This is a genomic window from Sphingomonas sp. CFBP 8760, assembly GCF_014841615.1.
In the GTDB taxonomy this organism is placed as follows: Bacteria; Pseudomonadota; Alphaproteobacteria; order Sphingomonadales; family Sphingomonadaceae; genus Sphingomonas.
The window spans coordinates 565,029-586,682 of sequence record NZ_JACYUG010000001.1 but is presented as its reverse complement, the minus strand read 5'-3'; the positions used below and the strand labels follow the sequence as shown (position 1 = coordinate 586,682).

The 21,654-nt window shown below is 66.8% G+C and carries 22 protein-coding genes; 11 read left to right on the top strand and 11 right to left on the bottom strand.

What is annotated here, in order from left to right; genetic code table 11:
* Window positions 1-42: 42 nt before the first annotated feature.
* The 7 genes from rpoB to IFT82_RS02730 form a co-directional block, all read right to left on the bottom strand.
* On the bottom strand, window positions 43-4,224 hold the full coding sequence (gene rpoB, locus IFT82_RS02760) for a DNA-directed RNA polymerase subunit beta (RefSeq protein ID WP_192124163.1): 4,182 nt from the start codon (window positions 4,222-4,224) through the stop codon (window positions 43-45).
* A 236-nt stretch (window positions 4,225-4,460) separates the two neighbouring features.
* Window positions 4,461-4,874: a hypothetical protein gene (locus IFT82_RS02755; RefSeq protein WP_192124161.1), complete on the bottom strand. Its 414-nt coding sequence runs from the start codon at window positions 4,872-4,874 to the stop codon at window positions 4,461-4,463.
* 337 nt (window positions 4,875-5,211) lie between these two features.
* Window positions 5,212-5,586, bottom strand: coding sequence for a 50S ribosomal protein L7/L12 (gene rplL, locus IFT82_RS02750; protein ID WP_192124159.1), 375 nt, complete (start codon window positions 5,584-5,586; stop codon window positions 5,212-5,214).
* A gap of 63 nt (window positions 5,587-5,649) precedes the next feature.
* Window positions 5,650-6,165, bottom strand: coding sequence for a 50S ribosomal protein L10 (gene rplJ / locus IFT82_RS02745; RefSeq protein WP_192124157.1), 516 nt, complete (start codon window positions 6,163-6,165; stop codon window positions 5,650-5,652).
* Between the two features lie 270 nt (window positions 6,166-6,435).
* The gene (gene fliP / locus IFT82_RS02740) at window positions 6,436-7,197 is read right to left on the bottom strand and encodes a flagellar type III secretion system pore protein FliP (protein WP_192124155.1); all 762 of its coding nucleotides are present in this window, start codon (window positions 7,195-7,197) and stop codon (window positions 6,436-6,438) included.
* Window positions 7,190-7,534, bottom strand: a complete 345-nt coding sequence (locus IFT82_RS02735; RefSeq protein WP_192124152.1) for a flagellar biosynthetic protein FliO — start codon at window positions 7,532-7,534, stop codon at window positions 7,190-7,192. Before IFT82_RS02735 ends, fliP begins: the two co-directional genes overlap by 8 nt.
* Entirely contained in the window at window positions 7,534-7,779 is a 246-nt protein-coding gene (locus IFT82_RS02730; RefSeq protein WP_192124149.1) for a FliM/FliN family flagellar motor switch protein, read from the bottom strand. The genes IFT82_RS02735 and IFT82_RS02730 overlap by 1 nt, the downstream gene beginning before the upstream one ends.
* Window positions 7,780-7,895: 116 nt before the next feature.
* On the opposite strand from IFT82_RS02730, the gene flgC reads away from it, so the two are divergent.
* From flgC to IFT82_RS02700, 6 genes are all read left to right on the top strand, one after another.
* Window positions 7,896-8,303, top strand: a complete 408-nt coding sequence (flgC, locus tag IFT82_RS02725) for a flagellar basal body rod protein FlgC (RefSeq protein WP_192124142.1) — start codon at window positions 7,896-7,898, stop codon at window positions 8,301-8,303.
* Window positions 8,304-8,315: 12 nt separating this feature from the next.
* Complete coding sequence (locus tag IFT82_RS02720) at window positions 8,316-8,657, top strand: flagellar hook-basal body complex protein FliE (RefSeq protein WP_192124140.1); 342 nt, start codon at window positions 8,316-8,318, stop codon at window positions 8,655-8,657.
* Complete coding sequence (gene fliQ / locus IFT82_RS02715) at window positions 8,657-8,920, top strand: flagellar biosynthesis protein FliQ (protein WP_192124139.1); 264 nt, start codon at window positions 8,657-8,659, stop codon at window positions 8,918-8,920. The genes IFT82_RS02720 and fliQ overlap by 1 nt, the downstream gene beginning before the upstream one ends.
* Window positions 8,921-8,933: 13 nt before the next feature.
* Entirely contained in the window at window positions 8,934-9,704 is a 771-nt protein-coding gene (locus IFT82_RS02710; protein WP_192124137.1) for a flagellar biosynthetic protein FliR, read from the top strand.
* Window positions 9,705-9,707: 3 nt separating this feature from the next.
* Entirely contained in the window at window positions 9,708-10,781 is a 1,074-nt protein-coding gene (gene flhB / locus IFT82_RS02705) for a flagellar biosynthesis protein FlhB (RefSeq protein WP_192124135.1), read from the top strand.
* A 190-nt stretch (window positions 10,782-10,971) separates the two neighbouring features.
* Window positions 10,972-13,302 (top strand): glycoside hydrolase family 31 protein, encoded by a 2,331-nt coding sequence (locus IFT82_RS02700; RefSeq protein WP_244646379.1) that lies wholly within the window; start codon window positions 10,972-10,974, stop codon window positions 13,300-13,302.
* Window positions 13,303-13,318: 16 nt separating this feature from the next.
* Here the strand turns inward: IFT82_RS02700 and IFT82_RS02695 are convergent, their stop codons facing one another.
* On the bottom strand, window positions 13,319-13,735 hold the full coding sequence (locus tag IFT82_RS02695) for a flagellar assembly protein FliX (protein ID WP_192124132.1): 417 nt from the start codon (window positions 13,733-13,735) through the stop codon (window positions 13,319-13,321).
* Between the two features lie 50 nt (window positions 13,736-13,785).
* Here IFT82_RS02695 and IFT82_RS02690 point away from each other — a divergent pair, with 50 nt between their 5' ends.
* The 5 genes from IFT82_RS02690 to IFT82_RS21145 all read left to right on the top strand — a co-directional run bounded on the left by IFT82_RS02690 (window position 13,786) and on the right by IFT82_RS21145 (window position 18,028).
* Complete coding sequence (locus IFT82_RS02690; protein WP_192124130.1) at window positions 13,786-14,895, top strand: flagellar basal body P-ring protein FlgI; 1,110 nt, start codon at window positions 13,786-13,788, stop codon at window positions 14,893-14,895.
* Window positions 14,892-15,209, top strand: coding sequence for a rod-binding protein (locus IFT82_RS02685; RefSeq protein ID WP_244646377.1), 318 nt, complete (start codon window positions 14,892-14,894; stop codon window positions 15,207-15,209). Before IFT82_RS02690 ends, IFT82_RS02685 begins: the two co-directional genes overlap by 4 nt.
* Window positions 15,199-15,621: a flagellar protein FlgN gene (locus IFT82_RS02680; RefSeq protein WP_192124129.1), complete on the top strand. Its 423-nt coding sequence runs from the start codon at window positions 15,199-15,201 to the stop codon at window positions 15,619-15,621. The genes IFT82_RS02685 and IFT82_RS02680 overlap by 11 nt, the downstream gene beginning before the upstream one ends.
* A gap of 43 nt (window positions 15,622-15,664) precedes the next feature.
* Window positions 15,665-17,512: a methyl-accepting chemotaxis protein gene (locus IFT82_RS02675; protein ID WP_192124127.1), complete on the top strand. Its 1,848-nt coding sequence runs from the start codon at window positions 15,665-15,667 to the stop codon at window positions 17,510-17,512.
* A 261-nt stretch (window positions 17,513-17,773) separates the two neighbouring features.
* Window positions 17,774-18,028: an antitoxin Xre/MbcA/ParS toxin-binding domain-containing protein gene (locus IFT82_RS21145; RefSeq protein WP_192124125.1), complete on the top strand. Its 255-nt coding sequence runs from the start codon at window positions 17,774-17,776 to the stop codon at window positions 18,026-18,028.
* Between the two features lie 6 nt (window positions 18,029-18,034).
* Here the strand turns inward: IFT82_RS21145 and IFT82_RS02665 are convergent, their stop codons facing one another.
* From IFT82_RS02665 to crtY, 3 genes are read right to left on the bottom strand one after another with little or no spacing between them, the layout of a single operon-like run.
* A complete protein-coding gene (locus tag IFT82_RS02665) occupies window positions 18,035-18,586 on the bottom strand; it encodes a septal ring lytic transglycosylase RlpA family protein (protein WP_192124123.1) in 552 nt (183 codons plus the stop codon).
* Between the two features lie 11 nt (window positions 18,587-18,597).
* Window positions 18,598-20,073: a phytoene desaturase gene (locus IFT82_RS02660; protein ID WP_192124121.1), complete on the bottom strand. Its 1,476-nt coding sequence runs from the start codon at window positions 20,071-20,073 to the stop codon at window positions 18,598-18,600.
* Complete coding sequence (gene crtY / locus IFT82_RS02655; RefSeq protein WP_192124119.1) at window positions 20,070-21,230, bottom strand: lycopene beta-cyclase CrtY; 1,161 nt, start codon at window positions 21,228-21,230, stop codon at window positions 20,070-20,072. The genes IFT82_RS02660 and crtY overlap by 4 nt, the downstream gene beginning before the upstream one ends.
* Window positions 21,231-21,654 lie beyond the last annotated feature (424 nt).

Here is a 21,654-nt window from a genome sequence, read left to right as displayed (position 1 = left end):
GGCGGTGAAGCCCGGCCGCGGGGGCCGGGCTCCCTCGATCCGTCACGCCGCCGCGATGGCGATGCCGTCGGAATCGACGCCGGGTTCGCTGGTCTTCAGGTCGACGTTCAGGCCGAGCGAGCGCATTTCCTTGACGAGCACGTTGAAGCTCTCCGGAATGCCGGCCTCGAACGTGTCGTCGCCCTTGACGATCGCCTCGTAGACCTTGGTGCGGCCGACCACGTCGTCCGACTTCACCGTCAGCATTTCCTGCAACGTGTACGCCGCGCCGTAAGCCTGGAGCGCCCAGACCTCCATCTCGCCGAACCGCTGGCCGCCGAACTGCGCCTTGCCGCCCAGCGGCTGCTGGGTGACGAGCGAGTAGGGGCCGATCGACCGGGCGTGGATCTTGTCGTCGACAAGGTGGTGGAGCTTCAGCATGTAGATGATGCCCACCGTGACCTTGCGGTCGAACATGTCGCCGGTGCGCCCGTCGAACAGTTCCGACTGCCCCGACGAGTCGAGCCCCGCCAGCGCCAGCATATCGGTGACGTCGGCCTCGACCGCGCCGTCGAACACGGGCGTGCCCATCGGGATGCCGGTGCGGATGTTATGCACCAGTTCGGCGACTTCCTCCGGCTCGCGCGCGGCGATGTCGTCGGCATAATGCTCGCCATACACCTCGATCAGGCGGTTGCGGACCGCATCGGGCATCGCGCCCGGCTTGGCGTCGGGATTGGCCTCGCGCCAGTCCTCCAGCTGCGCCGCGACCTGCATACCCAGGTTGCGCGCCGCCCAGCCGAGATGCGTCTCGAAGATCTGGCCGACGTTCATCCGCGACGGCACGCCGAGCGGGTTGAGCACCAGATCGACCGGCGTCCCGTCCGCGAGGAACGGCATGTCCTCCTGCGGCAGGATGCGGCTGATGACGCCCTTGTTGCCGTGACGGCCGGCCATCTTGTCGCCCGGCTGCAGCTTGCGCTTCACCGCGACGAACACCTTGACCATCTTCAGCACGCCCGGCGGCAGCTCGTCGCCCCGCTCCAGCTTCTCGCGGCGATCGTGGAACTTGTCCGTGATCCGCTTGGCCGCCTCGTCATACTGCTGCTTGACGGCTTCCAGGTCGCCCTGGACCTTGTCGTCCTGCACCGCGAACTTCCACCAGTCATGGCGCTCGACGCTGTCGAGCAGGTCCATGTCGATGGTCGAGCCCTTCTTCAGGCCCTTCGGCACCGCGGTCGCGACCTGATCGAGCAGCATCTCGCGCAGGCGGCTCCACGTCGCACGGTTCAGGATCGTGCGCTCGTCGTCCGAGTCCTTCTTCAGGCGCTCGATCTCCTCGCGCTCGATCGCCATCGCGCGCTCGTCCTTGTCGATGCCGTGGCGATTGAAGACGCGCACGTCGACGATCGTGCCGGCAACGCCCGGCGGCAGGCGCAGCGAGGTGTCGCGCACGTCCGACGCCTTCTCACCGAAGATGGCGCGGAGCAGCTTCTCCTCCGGCGTCATCGGGCTTTCGCCCTTCGGCGTGATCTTGCCGACCAGGATATCGCCCGGCTCCACCTCTGCGCCGATGTACACGATGCCCGCCTCGTCGAGGTTGCGCAGTGCTTCCTCGCCGACGTTGGGGATATCGCGGGTGATGTCCTCCGGCCCCAGCTTGGTGTCGCGGGCCATCACCTCGAACTCGTCGATATGGATCGACGTAAACACGTCGTCCTTCACGATCCGCTCGGAGATGAGGATCGAATCTTCGTAGTTGTAGCCGTTCCAGGGCATGAACGCGACGAGCGCGTTGCGGCCCAGCGCCAGCTCGCCGAACTCGGTCGACGGGCCGTCGGCGATCACGTCGCCGGCCATCACCACGTCGCCCACCTTCACCAGCGGACGCTGGTTGATGCAGGTCGACTGGTTCGAGCGCTGGAACTTCATCAGCGTGTAGATGTCGACGCCCGACTTGGCCGAATCGACCTCGCCGGTGGCGCGGATCACGATGCGGGCGGCGTCGACCTGGTCGACCACGCCGGCGCGCTTCGCCGAGATCGCGGCGCCCGAATCGCGCGCCACTGTCTCTTCCATGCCGGTGCCGACGAACGGCGCCTCGGCGCGGACCAGCGGCACCGCCTGACGCTGCATGTTCGAGCCCATCAGGGCGCGGTTGGCGTCATCGTTTTCCAGGAACGGGATCAACGACGCGGCGACCGACACCAGCTGCTTCGGGCTGACGTCCATCAGCGTGACGTTGTCGGGCAGCGCCATCAGGAACTCGCCCGCCTGACGCGACGACACCAGTTCCTCGGCGAAGCCGTTGTCGTCGGTCAGTTCGGCGGATGCCTGCGCGATCGTGTGCTTGGCCTCCTCCATCGCCGACAGATAGACGACGTCGTTGGTCACCTTGTGATCGACGACCTTGCGGTACGGCGTCTCGATGAAGCCGTACTTGTTCACCCGGCTGAACGACGCCAGCGAGTTGATGAGGCCGATGTTCGGGCCTTCCGGCGTTTCGATCGGGCAGATGCGGCCATAGTGCGTCGGGTGAACGTCGCGGACTTCGAAGCCCGCGCGCTCACGCGTCAGACCGCCCGGCCCGAGCGCCGACACGCGACGCTTGTGCGTCACTTCGGACAGCGGGTTGGTCTGGTCCATGAACTGCGACAGCTGCGACGAGCCGAAGAATTCACGCACCGCGGCGACCGCCGGCTTGGCGTTGATAAGGTCGTTCGGCATCACGGTGGACACGTCCACCGACGACATCCGCTCCTTCACGGCGCGCTCCATGCGGAGCAGGCCGACGCGGTACTGGTTTTCCAGCAGCTCGCCCACCGAGCGCACGCGGCGGTTGCCGAGATTGTCGATGTCGTCGATCTCGCCCTTGCCGTCCTTCAGGCCGACCAGCGTCTTGACGACGGCGAGGATATCCTCGGTCCGCAGCGTCGTGACGGTGTCCTCGGCATCGAGGTCGAGACGCATGTTCAGCTTGACGCGGCCGACCGCCGACAGGTCGTACCGGTCGGGATCGAAGAACAGGCCGCTGAACAGCGACTCCGCGGTTTCCAGCGTCGGCGGCTCGCCGGGGCGCATCACGCGGTAGATGTCGGACAGCGCCTGCTCGCGCTCCTCGGCCTTGTCGACCTTCAGCGTGTTGCGGATCCACGGGCCGGTCGAGACATGGTCGATGTCGAGCAGTTCGATCCGCTCGATCCCGGCCTTGTCCAGCGCCTCCAGGTTGTCGGCGCCGATCTCGTCGCCCGCCTCGACATAGATTTCGCCCGTTGCCTCGTTGATGAGGTCATAGGCGGAATAGCGGCCGTAGATTTCCTCGGTCGGGATCAGCAGCTCGGTCAGGCCGTCCTTGGCCGCCTTGTTGGCGGCGCGGGGGCTGATCTTCTGCTGCGCGGCGAACACCACCTCGCCCGACGAGGCGTCGACGATGTCGAACAGCGGCTTCACGCCGCGCCAGTTCTCGGCGGCGAACGGGATGATCCAGCCGCCCTGACCGCGCACATAGGTGACGCGGTTGTAGAATTCGTTGAGGATGTCCTCGCTGGTCATGCCCAGCGCGTACAGCAGCGCCGTGACGGGCAGCTTGCGCTTCCGGTCGATGCGGACATTGACGATGTCCTTGGCGTCGAACTCGAAATCGAGCCACGAGCCGCGATACGGAATGACGCGCGCGGCGAACAGATACTTGCCCGATGCGTGGGTCTTGCCACGGTCATGGTCGAACAGCACGCCCGGCGACCGGTGCATCTGCGACACGATCACGCGCTCGGTGCCGTTGATGAAGAAGGTGCCGTTCTCCGTCATCAGGGGCATGTCGCCCATGTAAACGTCCTGCTCCTTGATATCGATGACCGACTTGGCCTCGGTATCCGGATCGACCTCGAACGCGGTCAGGCGCAGCGTGACGCGCATCGGCGCGGCATAGGTGATGCCCCGCTGGCGGCATTCCTCGACGTCGAACTTGGGGGGTTCGAGGACGTAATCGTCGAAGTCGAGATAGGCGGTGCCGGCGAAATCCTGGATCGGGAATACCGACCGCAGCGTCTTCTCCAGCCCGGAGACGTGGCCGGTGGACTTGTCGGAGCGCAGGAACTGCTCGTAGCTTTCGCGCTGCACCTCGATCAGGTTCGGCATCTGCACGACTTCGTGGATGTTGCCGAATACCTTGCGGATGCGCCGCTTGGCGGTGCCGCCCCTGTTGTCGCGCCGGGCCGTGCCGCCGTCGATCGCCTTGGTCGCCATGAATAGTGCCCCTACCAGATTGGGTCAGCCAGAATTACGGGCGCAAAAACCGGACGCGAAAAGGCCGATCGCAAACCCTGCGTCGGCTGATCGGCGTCCTGAAACCGGCAGTTTCCCATTCGATCGACACGCTGCGCGACGGCATGTCATTTCCCGGAAGCTGTGGTGAAGACGGCGATATAGGCGTGGTGGGGGAGCGTGTCAAACCGGGGCAGGGCCAGTATGCGGTAGGCAAGTCAGCGCGCCGGCCCCTCGCGCTGGACCAGGCTGCCGCGATGGAGGAACAGGCTGGCGGCGGCGGCCAGCACGGTCACGGCGCACGCCACCGTCTGTGCCGTCCAGGTGCCTGCCGCCCGCATCGCGACGAACGCGACAACCGCACTGGCGATGCAGGCGATCGCGAGCGCCGGTTTCCACAGGCGGACATGGCGCGGCTCGAACGAGGTGAGCCCCGTCACCCACCATAGCATCGGCACCATCAGCAGCCAGTAGAGCGGGTTGGCCCGTGATTGATATTGGGTCCCGCCGACCGTCAGCGAGATGACGGTCAAGGTTCCCACCAGTGCCGCCAGCGCCGCCAGCAGCGCCGCCGCATTGGAGCGTTTGTCCTTGCGCAGTCGCTGCCAATAGGGATTGTCGCGTTGCTTCATCGCCTGTCCCGAACCGGGTCCGGCTGTCCTACAGGGCTGCGCTTTGGCATAACCCCGTCATCGCTCTTTCTCATCGCTGATCCAACCTCCTGTCACGGGCCGTACGGCGACGGTACGGGTCTGCGCGACAGGGCGTTTGGTGGGACTTTCGTGACTTTTCGAACCTGCCGGGTGTGACTTTTCGCGCTGCCACGCCGCGTAACGAAAGAGGGGCGGCCTCCTCGCGGAAGCCGCCCCTCTTTGTCGCTGGCCCGTCATGGGAACAAGCCCCATGGCGTCGAACGGGCGATGCCCGCCGGCCGGCCTCGGATCGGGGCCGTGGCCCCGATCCTGCGGCTTACTTGACCTCGACGGTCGCGCCGGCTGCTTCCAGCTGCGCCTTGATCTTGGCGGCCTCGTCCTTCGACACGCCTTCCTTGACGGCCTTCGGTGCGCCTTCGACCAGCGCCTTGGCTTCGGTCAGGCCGAGCGCGGTGATCGCACGGACTTCCTTGATGACGTTGATCTTCTTGCCACCGTCGCCGGTCAGGATCACGTCGAACTCGGTCTGCTCTTCGGCAGCCGGTGCCGCGGCGCCGCCGCCGGCGGCCGGTGCCGCAACCGCTGCTGCGGCGGAAACGCCCCACTTCTCTTCAAGCAGCTTCGACAGCTCGGCTGCTTCCAGGACGGTCAGTTCGCTCAGGCTCTCAACGAGCGCGTTCAGGTCGGCCATGTGTATTCTCCATGCGGGCGATCATCGCCCAATGTGTCGTAAAACCAGGAATGCTCGGGCAGCTTACGCTGCCTCCTTCTCCGCATAGGCGGACAGCACGCGCGCGATCTGCGCTGCCGGAGCCTGCGTGATCGTGGCGATCTTCGTGGCGGGTGCCACGATGAGGCCGACGATCTTGGCACGCAGTTCGTCCAGCGACGGCAGCGTTGCGAGCGCCTGCACACCCGCGACGTCGAGGGGCGTCGAGCCCATCGCGCCGCCCACGATTTCGAACTTGTCGTTCGTCTTCGCGAATTCGACCGCAATCTTCGCTGCGGCGACCGGGTCGGTCGAGGAGGCGAGAGCGACCGGGCCGGTCAGCATGTCGCTGATCGATCCATAGTCGGTCCCGTCGAGCGCGATCCTGGCAAGCTTGTTCTTCGAGACCTTGTAGGTCGCGCCGGCGTCCCGCATCCTGTTACGCAGGACCGTCGACTGTGCGACGGTCATGCCGAGATTGCGGGTGACAACCACCACGCCCACCTCGTTGAAGGTACGGTTCAGTTCGGCGACGGCCGCGGCCTTTTGAGCACGATCCATGCCATTCTCCACGTTTGGACGCGCCGCAAGCGACGCATCCGGTTATGCCGGGGGGCGGAGGCCCTCCGGTGTGTCCAGCGATGGGGAAGGGGGACCGGCCGCATGGAATACGGCAGGCGAATCTCTACCCCGTCTCGGCAGGGGATTAAGCCGTGGCGAATCCACGGCACCTGCTGTCTCGGACGGAATCCGTGACGGGCTTTGGCCCGGCGGATGCGGGGGTGCCAATACAGGATGGCCCGCAGGAATCAACTTTTTAGTGAAGCGGGGTCAGGCGCCGGTGCCGAAACTTCGGACCAGCGACCCCGCCACCAGCGCCCAGCCGTCGACCAGCACGAAGAAGATGATCTTGCACGGCAGCGAGATCGTCGGCGGCGGCAGCATCATCATGCCCATCGCCATCAGCACCGCCGCGACCGCCAGGTCGATGACGAGGAACGGCAGCAGCAGCAGGAAACCGATCTCGAACGACCGGCGCAGTTCGGAGATCATGAACGCGGGCATCAGCGTGGCGAGGCCGGTATCGGCGCGCGGCGCGGGCGGCTTGTTGGCCAGCCGGTTGAACAGGCCGAGATCGTCGTCGCGCACCTGGCTGAGCATGAACTGGCGGAACGGTTCGGCGGTGCGCTCGAACGCCTGCGCCTCGACGATCTTGCCGGCGGTATAGGGCTGCACGCCCTCCTTCCACGCCTTCTCGAAGGTCGGCGACATCACGAACAGCGACAGGAACAGCGCCAGGCTGATGATGACCGGGTTGGGCGGCACCCCCTGCGCGCCGAGCCCGGTGCGCAGCAGCGACAGCGCGACGACGATGCGCGTGAACGAGGTGACCGTCATCAGGATGCCGGGCGCCAGGCTCAGGACCGTCAGCATCATGATGAGCTGGATCGCGCGGGCCGACAGCGTGCCCTCCCCGAACGAGACGGAGGCGCTCTGCGCGAAGGCGGCGGTGGGCGCGCAGATCAGCGCGACGGTCAGGGCGATGCCGCAGGCCCGCTTCCACCGCCGGTTCTGATGGGGAGTATCAACCATTATACCATTCCCCATCGAGCGAGGGGCACAGCACCAGTTCCTTCATCGCGACCTGCTCCTCGAAACGCAGGATGCGGCTTTCCAGCACGGTGGCGCGATCGGGGTGGAGGACGAACAGATGCTCGCGGTCGTCGCGGCGGATCAGCACGACCGACCGCTTCTGGTCGAGCTGGATGCGTTCGACCAGTTCGACCCGCTTGGTCGAGCGGCCGGGGATCAGCGCGGCACGGCCGGGCAGCTGGATGTCGTACCGGCGCACGATCCACAGCGCGGCGCCCAGCAGGCCCAGCACCATGGCGAGCGATCCCATCGTCCGCATCAGCGATACGAGTTCCATCAACGCCCCCCCTGCATCGGGCCGCGTACCACCTCGGTCACCTCGACCGACATCTGGTCCTCGTTGACCAGCACCTTGCCCTTGGCGACGAGCTTGCCGTTCACATAGACCAGCGACGGATCGTCGTGGCCGCAGTCGAGCGGGATCATCGCGCCGCGCCCCATCCGCAGGATCTGGCGGATGGGAACATGGGTCGATCCCAGGACGACCGACAGGTCGATGGTGATGTCGTCGAGAACGGACATGGAAGCTCCTTGGTGTGTCTCCATCATAGGAAAGAATTGCCGGGTCCCGACCGTGGGCGGAAAAACTTGCCTATCAATGGAGGGTGGCGCCGATCGGGGCGTCCGGGAGATTTCACATGGACCTGTCCACGGCGGTGAAGGTGTCGGCATCGGGCCTGCGGGCGCAGTCGCTGCGGATGCGGATCATCGCGGAAAACCTTGCCAATGCCGATTCCACCGCACCGGCCGCGGGGGGGCAACCCTATCGCCGCCGCGTCGCCAGCTTCCGCGCCGATCTCGACCGCGCGTCGGGGGCGGAGACGGTCAAGGTGCAGTCGATCGACGGCGACAAGACCGCGTTCCAGCGCGCCTACCAGCCGGGCAGCCCGGCGGCGGACGCGCAAGGATATGTGCTGAAGCCCAACGTCAACACCATGGTCGAGGCCGCCGACATGAAGGCGGCGCAGCGATCCTACGAAGCCAATCTCAACGCGATCGAGGCGGCCAAGTCGCTGACAATGCGTACCATCGACCTGCTGAAATAAGGAGCCACCATCATGTCTATCGGAGCATTGGACGCCGCTGCCGCCTATGGCCGCGCACTGGGTGTCGGCAAGACCGGCGGGGCCGGGATCGATATCGGCAAGACGGGGTCGGGCGGCGCCGGTGCCGCCGGCGCGGCGGGCGGGTTCGGCAACATGGTCGAATCGATGGTCGGCAATGCCGCCACCTCAATGCGCGCGGCCGAGGCGGCCAGCGCCAAGCAGGTGGCGGGCAAGGGCGACCTGATCGACGTCGTCACCGCGATGGGGGCGGCCGAAACCGCGCTCGACACGGTGGTCGCGGTGCGCGACCGGATGGTGGCCGCCTATTCCGACATCATGCGGATGCAGATCTGATGTCGCCGGAATCGACGATCGAGATCGCGCGGGCGACGCTGGTCGTGGTGCTGACGGTGTGCGGGCCGCTGCTGCTGACCGCCCTGGTCGTCGGCATGGCGATCAGCCTGTTCCAGGCACTGACGCAGGTGCAGGAACAGACGCTGACCTTTCTGCCGAAACTGGTGGCGATGGGGGTGGTGATGCTGCTGACCCTGCCGATGATCGGCCATGCGCTGTCCGATTTCACCCGCGTCGTCTCCGACCACATCGTCAACGGCTGAGGTCGACGCTGACATGCCGCCCGTTTCCGTCCTCGATGCCCTGCCGGTGGAGGCGACCGCGTTCCTGCTGCTGTTCGCGCGGGTGGGGGCGGTGCTGATGGTGCTGCCGGTGTTCTCCGAGGATGCGATTCCGGGGCGCATCCGCATGATGATCGCATTCGGGATGACGATCGGGCTGTGGGGGCTGCTGTCCCCCGCGGTGATGCCCGCGGCGCGCGACGTGCAGGCGTTGCCCGGCATCCTGATGATCGAACTGCTGACCGGGCTGGGCCTGGGCATGCTGGTGCGCATCTTCTTCCTGGCGATGGCGACGGCGGGATCGATCATCTCGCTCCAGATCGGCATGACCTCCGCCCTCCTCGCCGATGCGCAGCAGGGCGGGCAGGCGGCGGCGCTGTCCAAGTTCCTCAGCGTCGCGGCCTCGGTGATGTGCATGGCGCTGCTGGTCCATCATCTATGGATCGCGGCGATCGTGCGGTCCTACACCACCTTTCCGGTCGGCGGCCTGCCCGCGATCGGCGATTTCACGCAGCTGATCCTCGCGACCGCCGGCCGCTCGCTGGCGCTGGCGGTCAGCCTTGCCGCGCCGATGATCGTGTACGGCATCGTCTTCAACACCGCGCTCGGCCTGTCGGCGCGGCTGGCGCCCGCGATCCAGGTGTTCTTCGTCGCCCAGCCGCTCAACCTCGTCTTCGGGCTGGCGCTGTTCGCCACCCTGTCCGGCGCGATGATGACCGCGTTCGCCGGATCGATGGCGAGCTGGATCCAGTCGGTCTGGGGCTGAACCATGTCGGACAAGGACCAGAAGACCCACGATCCTACCGCCAAACGGATCGAGGACGCGCGCAAGAAGGGCGACGTCCCGAGTTCGGCCGAGGTCAAGCACGTCACCGTCTTCGCGGGGATGCTGGTGGTGCTGGGCGGGGTAGGGGTCCATGCCTTCGCCCGGCTGGGGGCGATGCTGGTGCGGCTATGGGGCCGGGCGGAGGATTTCCGGTTCGGCGACGACGGCGCGCAGCAGCTCATCACCGGGATCGTCCAGCAACTCGCGACGATCTTCGCGCCGCTGTTCGGGGTATTGATCGCGTGCGCGCTGCTGGGCGGCGCGATCCAGGGGCCGATGCTGATCTCGTGGTCGCGGGTGGCGCCGAAATGGAGCAAGCTGTCGCCGGTATCGGGGATGAAGCGGCTGTTCAGCGTGAAGGCGCTGATCGAACTGACCAAGACGGTGGGCAAGTTCTCGATCGTCGCCGCCGTGGCGGTGTGGGTGCTGTGGCCGCACGCCACCGCGCTCGATACGCTGGTGGGCGCGGCCCCCAGCGATGTCGGGGCGGCGGCGGCGCATCTGGTCGTCATGCTCGTCAAATCCGTGGCGATCGCGGTGGCGGCGATCGCGGGCGCGGACATGATCTATCAGCGGCGCAGCTGGCTGGCGAAGATGCGCATGACGCTGCAGGAGGTGAAGGACGAGCACAAGGAAAGCGACGGCAATCCCAAGGTGAAGGCGAAGATCCGCCAGATCGGGATGCAGCGCGCGCGCCAGCGGATGATGAGCAAGGTGCCCGACGCCAGCGTCGTGATCGTCAACCCGACCCACTACGCCATCGCCCTGAAATACGATCACGGCCGCATGGGCGCGCCGGTGGTGGTGGCCAAGGGGCTGGACGCGGTCGCGCTGCGCATCCGCGATCTGGCGATCGAATCCGGCGTGCCCGTCGTCGAGAACCGTCCGCTGGCCCGTGCGCTCTACCCGATGGTCGAAATCGACCGCCCAATCCCGCCCGATCATTATGCCGCCGTGGCGGAGGTCATCAGCTATGTGATGAAGCTTGCCGGCAAGCGGCGGGCGGGGACGCGGTAGACCGGACGCGAAGCCCCGCCGCACACGACGCGGAAACGGCATCACCGGACGATCGATCGTCCGGAACATCTGACCCTATCATTCACCTGACCATCCGAGATATCGTGCCGCCCAGGCAGACGTTATCGATCTGCGCGACGGGGGACGATGAATGAACCGAGTCTGGATCGGTCTCGCAGCGGTGGGGCTTATGCCGGTCCCGTCCGCGGCGGCGGTACAAGCGCCCTGGGAAACCAAGGCAACGCAGCCTCGATCGGGTGGCGTCGTCGTGCAGGCGAAAGACGCCAGCGGCATATGGTTCCGCCTGCCCGGCGCCGTGATGCGGGTCACGATCTGGGGCGACCGCACGATCAGGATCAGGGTATCGAGAAAGGACATGGCCGATACCGGTGATGGCCCCGCCGTGATCGGCACGCCGGCACGGGTGGCATGGACGATGACCCAGGAGGCCGATCGCTTCGTCGTTGCGACGCCGGCAATGCGCGTGGCGGTGGCCAGGGCGGATGGCCGGGTCGCCCTGATCGGGGCAGATGGCAAGCCGCTGATCGGGGAGGGTGATCCGGGTACCCGTCTCTTCGGCGAGGTAGCCGATCCCGACGGCGCGGTGCAGCAGCGGTTCGAGATTGGCGGCGGACATGCGATCTACGGTTTGGGCCAGCATCAGGCGGGATCGCTCGACTATCGCGGCACCACCGTCCGTCTGCAACAGGCCAACACCGATGTCGGCGTGCCGGTGCTGGTATCGAGCGCGGGATACGGACTGTTCTGGAACAACCCGGCGGTGACCGATGTCGCCGTCGCGATACCGCAGGCGACGGACCGCATCGTGTTCCGGTCGCAGGCGGGCACCGGCATCGATTATTTCCTGTTCGGCGGTCCCGATGTCGACGACGTGATCGGCGCCTATCGCGGATTGACGGGGCAGGCCCCGTTGATGGCGCACTGGACCTGGGGCCTGTGGCAGTCGAAAGAGCGATACGCCTCGCAAGGCGAACTGCTCGGCGTGGCGGCCCGGTATCGCGCGATGAACATCCCGCTCGATGCGATCGTGCAGGACTGGCAATATTGGAAGCCCGGTGAGTGGGGCAGCCACCGGATGGACCCGGCACGCTTTCCCCATCCCAGGGGGATGCTCGATACGCTGCACCGGCAGAACCTGCACAGCATCGTGTCGATCTGGCCGCGGTTCGACCTGGGGCTGGATACGACGACGGCGCTTGAAGCGGCGGGCGGGCTGTACCCCAAGGTCTATCCGAACGTCTATCCGGCCGGTGAGGGGCGCTGGTACGATGCCTTTTCCGCACCGGCGCGGGCCTCATATTGGCGGTACGTATCCGAACGGCTCGGCCGGTTGGGTTTCGACGGCTACTGGCTCGATGGCAGCGAGGCGGAACTGGGCGGTCGCTGGGGCGAAATGCGCGACGTGACGACGGCGGCGGGGCCGGGGGCGGCCGTCTACAACGCGTATCCGCTGCTCCATACCACCGCCGTCCATGACGGGATGACGGCGGATTATGCCGCCAAGCGCCCGATCATCCTGACCCGTTCCGCCTGGGCCGGGCAACAGCGCAACGCCGCGATCATCTGGTCGGGCGACGTCGCCGGACGATGGGACGTGTTTCGCGCGCAGATTCCGGCGGGCGTCAACTTTTCCATGAGCGGCATCCCCTATTGGTCGGCCGACATCGGCGGGTTCTTCGGTGGCAGTCCCGGGGATGCCAGCTATCAGGAACTGTTCACCCGCTGGCTGCAGTTCGCGGTGTTCAATCCGATGTTCCGTATTCACGGCACCGGCCAGGGGAAGGAAATCTACAGCTTTCCGGCGGCGGCACGTGGTCCGCTGCTCGACGCGGTGGCGCTGCGCTACCGGTTCCTGCCGTTCTTCTATGCGCAGTCATGGCAGGTCACCGATCGCGGAGCATCGTTCATGTATCCGGCGGGCATGGTCTTCCCGCGCGACGAACGCGCGCGCGATTTGCGCGACCAGTACATGTTCGGCCGGTCGATCATGGTCAGCCCGGTGGTCGAGCAGGGCGCGACGGCCCGGCAGGTGTATCTGCCCGAAGGAACGGAATGGTATGATTTCTGGACCGGGGAGCGTCGCGCGGGCGGCACCCGTCAGGCGGTGGCCGCCCCGATCGGGAGGATTCCCCTGCATATCACGGCGGGGACGATCCTGCCGCTGGGCCAGCAGGTGCAATATGCCCGGCAGTCAGTCGACCTGCCGATCGAGCTGCGCGTCTATCGCGGTGCCGATGGTCGCTTCAGCCTCTACGACGACGCCGGTGATGGCCAAGGCTGGCGTCGGGGCGAGCGCGCCACGATCGAACTGACGCTGAACGACAGCACGGGCATGTTGACGATCGGCTCGCGGCGGGGACGCTATCCGGGGATGCCGACGTCGCGTCTCTTCCGTATCGTTCAGGTCGCCGCCGGTAACGGCATCGGGTTGGCCGAAGGAACCGGCAGGTCGATCCGTTATGACGGTCGGGCGATCTCGGTTCCGCTGGATGGTGGATGAAAGGATAGCTGCGCGGTCACGCCCGCAGGTCGTGTTTCGCCAGTTCCACGCGGACGCGTAGCTCGATCTCGCGGGCGACCGGGCCGAGGGCGGGGTCGTCGGGCGGGGTGAAGCCCTCGACCCAGGCGGCCATTTCCTCCAGGCGTTCGGGCGTCGGTTCGCCCGTGGCCAGATCGCGGTGCAGGCGTTCCAGCAGCGACAGGCCGCGATCGGCCTCCGCCGCCAGCTTGCGGCGCTGTTCCACCACCGGGTCGTTCGCCGCCATCGCCACCAGCATCGCGACCGAGGTGGTGGGAGGCGCGATCGGTACGGTCGCGGGGGGCGGGGTGGTGTGAGCGGGTTCCGCCTCCGCCCGGAAGCCGCCCGTGGGCTTGGCCGCCATGGCGGTGATGAGCGCCTGCCGCAGGACGGCCGCGACATTGTCGATCCGCATTTTGCCCCCCTGCCGCCGATAGGGGTGAAGCCTATCCTATAAGACTGGTCATGCATAGGCTTCCCCTCAGGGCGTGTATCGTCGCCGTGGCCGCGTTGTTCGCCGCGACGCCGGGCGCGGCGTCCACCCGCGTCAAGGACATCGTCGATGTCGAGAACGTCCGCCCCAACCAACTGGTCGGCTATGGTCTGGTCGTCGGCCTGCCCGGTACGGGGGACCGCACCAACAATTCGCCCTTCACCGAGGAATCGTTGCAGGCGATGCTGGAGCGGATGGGCGTCAACGTCCGCGATGCCAAGATGAAGCCGGCGAACGTCGCCGCCGTATCGGTCACCGCGACGATGCCGGCGTTCGCGCGGCGCGGCTCGTCGATCGATGTGCAGGTATCGGCACTCGGCGATTCGACCAGCCTTCAGGGCGGCACGCTGCTGGTATCCAGCCTGCGAGCGCTGGACGGCGAGATCTATGCGGTGGCGCAGGGACCGGTGGCGATCGCCGGCTTCGCCGCGCGCGGGGCGGGGGCCAGCGTCACGCGCGGCGTCTCCACCTCCGCGCGGATCGCCGGCGGCGCGATCATCGAACGCGAGGTGCCGTTCGCCCTCCGCTCGTCGACCAGCCTGAAACTGGCGCTGAAGAACCCTGATTTCGCCACCGCGCGCAGCATCGCCGCGGCGATCAACACCCGCTTCGCCGGGTCGGCGGCGGTGCTGGACCCCGGCACGGTCGAGATCGCGCCCAAGGGGGCGTTCCGCGGCGACGTGGTCGACCTGATGGGCGAGATCGAGAATCTGAGCGTCGAGGTGGATCAGCCCGCCCGCATCGTCATCAACGAGGCCTCCGGCACCGTGGTGATGAGCGCGGACGTGCGGATCAGCCCGGTCGCGATCGCGCAGGGGGGGCTGACGATCAGCGTGTCGGAAAACCCGGTTGCCTCGCAACCCGCGCCGCTGTCCGACGGGCAGACCGTGGTGCTGCCGCGCACCCGCGTCGCGGTGGACGATGGCGCCGGCGCGTCGCTGGCGATCGTCGGCGGCGGCGCCTCGCTGAAATCGCTGGTCAGCGGGCTGAACACGCTGGGCGTGTCGCCCCGCGACCTGATCACCATTCTCCAGGCCGTGAAGAGCGCAGGCGCGCTTCAGGCCGCGATCGAGGTACAATGATGGACATCGCCGCCACACCCACCCCGGCGACCGCCGCCGCCGCCCCGGCCGCCCCACCGCGCCCCAGGGGCAAGACCGCCGCGGAAACCGCGCAGGCGTTCGAGGCGGTGTTCGTCGGGCAGATCACCAAGATGATGATGGATACCGCCGAGGTGTCGGACACCTTCGGCGGCGGGCACGGCGAGGAGATGTTTCGCGGTGTGCTGGCCGAACAGCTCGGCACCACGATCGCGAAGGGGGGCGGCATCGGCCTTGCCCCGATCGTCATGCAGGAAATCGTTCGGTTACAGGGAGGCGCCAGCCATGTGGATTGATCTGGTCGACGCGATCGGCTCGCTCGCCAAGCTTGTCGACGAAGAAAACGACCGGCTGACGATGCCGGTCAACCATCCCGACCTGCCCGGCATCGTCGCCGCCAAGGCACGGCTGGCGGGGCAGGTGGAGGCGGAGAGCGCCCGCCTTGCCCGTGAGCAGCCCGACTGGCTGGCGACGCTCGCCCACGAGGATCAGGACAAGGTGCGCGAGCTGATCGATCTGCTGATGCGACGCCTGACGATCAACGCCAACCTGCTCGATCGCCGGTTGCGGCTGTGCGACGACCTGATGGGCGCGATCGCTGCCGAGGCGCAGCGGCTGACCGGCGCACGCAGCACCGTTTACGGCGTGCGCGGCACCCTGCGGATGAGCGAACAGGCCGCGCCGATCTCCGTCAACAGCCAATATTGATCATGCCCGTGCGGACTGATTATTCCCAACGAATGGAAGCTTAATGTTCACATCCCTGTCCATCTCCCGAAAACTGGTCGCCGCGTTCGCGATCAACATGGCCATCGTGGCGGCGATGCTGGCAGCGGTGTGGAGCACGTCGTCCAGCGTCCGGCGCGAAACCGATGCGTCGGCGCGTGCACAGGAAATCTATTCGCAGACGGTCGCCTTCGAAATGGCGGCCCAGCGGATGAACGCGCAGGTGCGTGGCTATGTCATCACCAGCGACGATTATTATGCGGGGGTCTATACCGAGACCCAGGGTCAGATGACCGAGGCGCTGACGAAGCTGAACGCGGTGATCGTCGATCCGGCCGATCGCGCGCTGGTGAACGCCACGCGCGAAAAACTGCTCGCGTGGCAGCCGCTATGGGCGACGCGGCTGATGGCGATGGCGCGCGAAGGCCGCAACGAGCAGGCGATGACGATCATCCGCGCCAATAGAAAGATTCAGGTGCTTGCCCCGGTTCTGGAGCCGTTGCGGACCCTTCGCACCAAGCAGATCGAGTTGCTCGCCGCGTCCAAACTGACGCAGGATGCCGCCTTCACCGCCAGCAAGCGGGCGATGATGATCGGCGGGATGCTGCTGCTGTTCGCCGTCGTCGCGCTCTGCTTTCTGCTGACCCGGGCGATCGGCCGGCCGATCGGCGCGCTGACCGATACCATGAAGGTGATGGCGCGTGGCGACTATACGGTAGAGGTGTCCGGTACACGGCGCGGCGACGAGATCGGCGCGATGGCGCAGGCGGTGGAGGTGTTCCGCGAGAACGGCCTCGCCAAAGCCGCGGCGGATCAGGCGCAGGCCCGTACCGATGCCGAGCAGAAGATGGTGGTCGACACGGTGTCGACCCAGCTGTCGGACCTGTCGAAGGGTGACCTGACCGTCTCGATCGAAGCGGACTTCCCCCCGGCCTATGCGGCGCTGAAGTCGAACTTCAACGAGGCGCTGGCCAAGCTGCGCGACCTGATCGGCTCGGTGTCGGAAAGCGCGACGGCGATCCGCACCGGTTCCGGCGAGATCGCGCAGGCCTCCGAAGACCTCGCGCGCCGCACCGAGAGCAACGCCGCCTCGCTGGAGGAGACGGCTGCGTCGGTGACGCAGATGGACGGCCGCCTGCGGGCGTCGGCGGTGGCCGCGACGCGGACGGTGGAGCGCGCCGATCAGGCGATCGCCACGGTCGGTGGCGGCCGTGCGGTGGCGGACGAGGCGGTGCAGGCGATGGGTCGCGTCAGCGACAGCGCCAAGGGCATCGACAGCGTCATCGAGGGCCTCGACAAGATCGCGTTCCAGACGCGGGTGCTGGCGATGAACGCCGCAGTCGAAGCGGGCCGGGCAGGCGATGCCGGCCGTGGCTTCGCGGTCGTCGCCGATCTTGTCTCTGCTCTCGCGATGCGCGCCGAGGAAGAAGCCAAGCGCGCGCGTGACCAGCTGACGGTCACGCAGACCGATATCGTCACCGCGGTCGAAGCGGTGACCAAGGTCGACGGCGCACTTGCCAACATCTCGGGCGACGTGACGCAGGTCCACGAACTGCTGGCGTCGATGGCGGCGGACAACCAGGCGCAGTCGGCGGCGATCACGCAGATATCCGTGGCGATCGGCACGATGGACCAGTCCACCCAGCAGAATGCCGCGATGGTCGAGGAAACCTCCGCCGCCGCGCGCAATCTGGCGGGTGAGGTCGGGCAGCTTGCCGATCAGGCCGGCCGGTTCAAGGTCGGGCGTTCCGCCAATATCCGACGCCCGGCAGCACCGGCACGGGCGACCGGCTATACGTCGCCGGTCCGCGCCCTGCCGACCGCACCGGTTCCGGCACTGGTCGGGGCCGGGGACGACTGGAACGAATTCTGATCGTCGGATCGCGCTACCCCTGTCGGCTTGACGGCACGACCTATCGGCGATCCCTGATCGCGGGTAGGTCGTGCCGGGTTACATTCAGACCGATTTGGCCTATATGTCATGGATCGACGGCAACTTGATCGTAGGCGCCGGCGGCTGGGGGACGATATGCGCTCTCGCTTACCGACCGGGGAATTCGGTACGTCTTCATCATCTTCCATATCGTCAGCGCCGATCGCCCTCGACGCATCTGAGTCGGTCGCGCCGGACCCGGTGGCACCTGCCACCGGCAAGCCGATGGCAGGCAAGCGGTTCAGCCGTTTCAAGCCGGCGATGCCGCGCGAGGAAGCCGCTCGTCAGGGGGTGATCGCCGGGGCGGCATGGTCGGTCTTTCAGGATCGCGACGCGGTGATGGCCTTCCTCAACACCCATCGTGACGATCTGGGTGGACGGCCGCTCGACATCGCGATCGCCAGCGACGACGGGCTTCGCACCGTGCGCGACGTACTGGCCACGCTACCGGTCTGATACCACCTATCGCGATGCCGCTGCCAGTCGCGCCCGCAAGGCCGCCAGTGTGGCCGGCGCGGTATCGGGGCGGGCCGTGGCAGGCTTTCCCTGCCGCAAACGGCCGCGGTCGCGTTCCGACGGATCGACCCGGCGGACGCGGACTGCGGCATGTCCCTGCACCCGTACGCCCAGCAACTGTGCCGCGCCGCGTGACAGGTCGATGATGCGGCCACGCGCGAAGGGGCCACGATCGTTGACCCGTAACAGGATCGTCCGTCCGGTATCGAGCGCGGTCACCTCGACATAGCTGGGTAGTGGCAGCGTCGGATGGGCGGCGCTGATCCCCTTGGCGCGAAACCGTTCGCCGTTGGCGGTACGGTTACCCGATTCGCTGCCGTACCAGCCGGCATGACCGACCATGTCGTAACCGGGTTGTGCGGCGGGGGTGTAGGTGATGCCGCGTACCGTATAGGATGGTCCGATCCTGACCGGCAGGTCGCTCACCGGCCGGTACCGCGTCGTGCCACACCCCGCGAGGAGCAGCGCCGCCGCGATACCCGTCGTTATATCCCGCATCCGCCGCCCCGTCAGCGTGCGTCCAGCATCAGTCGCGCGGTCGCCTTGGCACTGCCGACGACACCGGGGATACCTGCGCCCGGATGCGTGCCCGCTCCCACGAAATACAGGTTGGGAATGGCATCGTCGCGATTATGGACCCGGAAATACGCGCTTTGCGTCAGCACCGGTTCCAGGCTGAATGCGCTGCCCAGATGCGCGTTCAGGTCCTGCGCGAAATCGTTGGGCGCATAGCTGAACTTGGTCACGATCCGGTCATGGATGTCGGGGATCAGCCGGCGCCCGACCTCGTCGAGAATGCGCTTTTCGAGGATCGGCGCGATTTCGGCCCAGTCGACCGGGAACTTGCCCATGTGCGGCACCGGGGCAAGCGCATAAAAGGTCGAATGTCCCTCCGGCGCCAGCGACGGATCGGTTACGGTCGGATGGTGGAGGTAGAGCGAGAAATCTTCCGACAGCACGCCATGATCGTAGATGTCGGCCAGCAGCCCCTTATAGCGCGGGCCGAACAGGATCATGTGGTGCGGGATGCCCGGCCAGGTGCCCTTGATCCCGAAATGCACGACGAACAGCGACGGCGAATAGCTCTTCTTCGCCAGCCGGGTCGTGGTCCGCCTAGCAGAGCGCGAGGTGGACAGCAGGTCGCGATAGGTGTGCATGATGTCGCTGTTCGCCGCGATCGCATCCGCCTCGCCACGCCAGCCGCTTTCGGTCACCACGCCGGTGGCGCGGTCGCCCAGCGTCTCGATCTGCGCGACGGGATCGCCCAGTCGCAGGGTGCCGCCGATCCGCTCGAAATGCGTGACCATGCCCGCGATCAACCGGTTGGTGCCGCCGCGCGCGAACCAGACGCCGCCATCGCGTTCCAGCTTGTGGATCAGCGCATAGATCGCGCTGGTGGTCATCGGGTTGCCGCCGACCAGCAGCGTGTGGAACGACAGCGCCTCGCGCAGCTTCTCCGACTTCACGAAGCTCGACACGATCGAATAGACCGAGCGCCACGCCTGATATTTCGCCAGCGCGGGCGCCGCCTTGATCATCGACGCGAAGTCGAGGAACGCGACATGGCCGAGCTTTTCATATCCCTCGTGAAAGACCCCGGCGGAATAGGCGAGGAACTTCTGATATCCTTCCCAGTCGCCCGGATGCAGTTTCTCGATCTCCGACCGCAGCAACTGGTCGTCGTTGGTATAGTCGAAATTGGTCCCGTCCGCCCAGTTGAGGCGATAGAAGGGGAGGACCGGATCGAGCACGATGTCGTCGCGCATCTCACGCCCCGTCAGCGCCCAGAGTTCCTCCAGACAGGCAGGGTCGGTGATGACGGTGGGACCGGCATCGAAGGTGAAGCCGTCGCGTTCCCAATAATAGGCGCGGCCACCGGGCTTGTCCCGCGCCTCGACGATGGTGGTGTCGATCCCCGCCGATTGCAGCCGGATCGCCAGCGCCAGTCCGCCGAACCCGGCGCCGATCACGATCGCGCGCTTCATGCCTGAACTCCTGCCAGTGCCCGCACCGCGCGGAGAAAGGGAACCGGCGGCTTGCCTATCAGCACCCGCGCCTTGTCGGTCATCGTCGATTGTCCAGCATAGAAGCGGCCGATCAGCCGCGGGGAGAGGCGATAGAAGCGTTCCAGCACCCGGTAGCGTTCCGCCGGGTCGGCCGCCTTGAACAGCATCGTGTCGAGCATCCGGTAGAAACCACGGTCGTTCCATGTCGCCTTCGCCGCGGCATGGGTCGCATCGTGAAGCGCGTTGCCGCCGAAATCGCGGCGGGCGGCGATCGTCGACGCGGTACGCACCGCATCGGGCAACGAATAGCCGGTGGTGGGATGGAACAGGCCGGCGCGCATCCCCGCCTTCGCCACCGGCCCGGTCGACCGCCAATATGCCTCGAAATCGCCCCCCATCGCGACCGGCAGCACGCCCTGCTCCTCGCTGGCGGTCTGCTCCACCTGCCAGCCGCGGGCGGCGACATAGGCATGGATGCGATCGGCCAGCACCTCGCGGTCGAGGTCGGGCGTGTCGCTGTAATAGGTGTCCTCGACGAACATCCGCGTCGCGCCCAGCGGCAGGCAATAGACGAAGCGATAGCCGTCGATCTGCGCCACCGTGGCGTCCATGATCGCCGGCACCGGCGCCTGATGGGGGGCGGACAGGCGTAGTTCCTGCCCGACGAACTTCTGCCAGCCCAGATCGAGCGTGGTCAGGTCGCCCGGCCCGCGCGCGTCGATCACGCCGGTCGCCTCGATCCGGTCGCCGTCCGCCAGTTCGACGGTGGTGGCGGACACGGCGGCGACATACCGCCCCAGCATCAGCGCATCGGCGGGCAGGGCGGCGCGTACCACCGTGTCCAGCCGCTCGCTCTCGATCGAATAATAGGGCTCGGGGATCGTGCGGGCATGGCCGGGAAAGCGAACCGCATGGTCGGGCCAGCTTTGCGTCACCAGCGGCTTCACCAGCCAGAGATCGTCGGGAGCGATGTCGCTGCCGAAGAACGACCAGCGATGATGCCCGCCCACCACCGCCCCGGCATCGACCAGCCGGATCGTCAGGCCCGGATGCCGCGCGCGCAGGGCCAGCGCGATCAGCCCGCCCGCCAGGCCGGCACCGATGATCGCGACATCGCAGGTGATCGTGGTCGCCATGACGGTCGCCTAGCGCAGTTCGACAGCCAGCGGAAATCTTTCGCCCGTCACGGTGTCATGGATCATCATCGTCCGTGGCGACGGGCGGTCCCGGCCGGAACGGAAAATATCTGGGGGAGCAGTGTCCCAAAATGTGTCAGTTTCTACAGAGGTCGGACTTGCAAGGTCTGGGTAAATGTCTTCCCCTGTCATACCGCCCTGGGCCGTCGCGTCCCATGTCTATCGGTGCGTAGATATCCATGAATCCTCGATCGTTACTTCCCGACAGTGAATCAGAGCCCGGCGGGATGTCGTCCGGTCGCTTCGACTGGTCGGCCACGCCGCTGGGGCCGGCCGAACGATGGTCGGATGAACTGCGGTCTGCGGTCGCGACGGCGCTGGGCCGGCCGCCCACGCCCCCACCAACGCCCACATCCACACCGTC

Coding starts and splice junctions, on each gene's coding strand:
- rpoB (WP_192124163.1), bottom strand. CDS start 4,224: ATGGCGACCAAGGCGATCGACGGCGGCACGGCCCGGCGCGACAACAGG.
- IFT82_RS02755 (WP_192124161.1), bottom strand. CDS start 4,874: ATGAAGCAACGCGACAATCCCTATTGGCAGCGACTGCGCAAGGACAAA.
- rplL (WP_192124159.1), bottom strand. CDS start 5,586: ATGGCCGACCTGAACGCGCTCGTTGAGAGCCTGAGCGAACTGACCGTC.
- rplJ (WP_192124157.1), bottom strand. CDS start 6,165: ATGGATCGTGCTCAAAAGGCCGCGGCCGTCGCCGAACTGAACCGTACC.
- fliP (WP_192124155.1), bottom strand. CDS start 7,197: ATGGTTGATACTCCCCATCAGAACCGGCGGTGGAAGCGGGCCTGCGGC.
- IFT82_RS02735 (WP_192124152.1), bottom strand. CDS start 7,534: ATGGAACTCGTATCGCTGATGCGGACGATGGGATCGCTCGCCATGGTG.
- IFT82_RS02730 (WP_192124149.1), bottom strand. CDS start 7,779: ATGTCCGTTCTCGACGACATCACCATCGACCTGTCGGTCGTCCTGGGA.
- flgC (WP_192124142.1), top strand. CDS start 7,896: ATGGACCTGTCCACGGCGGTGAAGGTGTCGGCATCGGGCCTGCGGGCG.
- IFT82_RS02720 (WP_192124140.1), top strand. CDS start 8,316: ATGTCTATCGGAGCATTGGACGCCGCTGCCGCCTATGGCCGCGCACTG.
- fliQ (WP_192124139.1), top strand. CDS start 8,657: ATGTCGCCGGAATCGACGATCGAGATCGCGCGGGCGACGCTGGTCGTG.
- IFT82_RS02710 (WP_192124137.1), top strand. CDS start 8,934: ATGCCGCCCGTTTCCGTCCTCGATGCCCTGCCGGTGGAGGCGACCGCG.
- flhB (WP_192124135.1), top strand. CDS start 9,708: ATGTCGGACAAGGACCAGAAGACCCACGATCCTACCGCCAAACGGATC.
- IFT82_RS02700 (WP_244646379.1), top strand. CDS start 10,972: ATGCCGGTCCCGTCCGCGGCGGCGGTACAAGCGCCCTGGGAAACCAAG.
- IFT82_RS02695 (WP_192124132.1), bottom strand. CDS start 13,735: ATGCGGATCGACAATGTCGCGGCCGTCCTGCGGCAGGCGCTCATCACC.
- IFT82_RS02690 (WP_192124130.1), top strand. CDS start 13,786: ATGCATAGGCTTCCCCTCAGGGCGTGTATCGTCGCCGTGGCCGCGTTG.
- IFT82_RS02685 (WP_244646377.1), top strand. CDS start 14,892: ATGATGGACATCGCCGCCACACCCACCCCGGCGACCGCCGCCGCCGCC.
- IFT82_RS02680 (WP_192124129.1), top strand. CDS start 15,199: ATGTGGATTGATCTGGTCGACGCGATCGGCTCGCTCGCCAAGCTTGTC.
- IFT82_RS02675 (WP_192124127.1), top strand. CDS start 15,665: ATGTTCACATCCCTGTCCATCTCCCGAAAACTGGTCGCCGCGTTCGCG.
- IFT82_RS02665 (WP_192124123.1), bottom strand. CDS start 18,586: ATGCGGGATATAACGACGGGTATCGCGGCGGCGCTGCTCCTCGCGGGG.
- IFT82_RS02660 (WP_192124121.1), bottom strand. CDS start 20,073: ATGAAGCGCGCGATCGTGATCGGCGCCGGGTTCGGCGGACTGGCGCTG.
- crtY (WP_192124119.1), bottom strand. CDS start 21,230: ATGGCGACCACGATCACCTGCGATGTCGCGATCATCGGTGCCGGCCTG.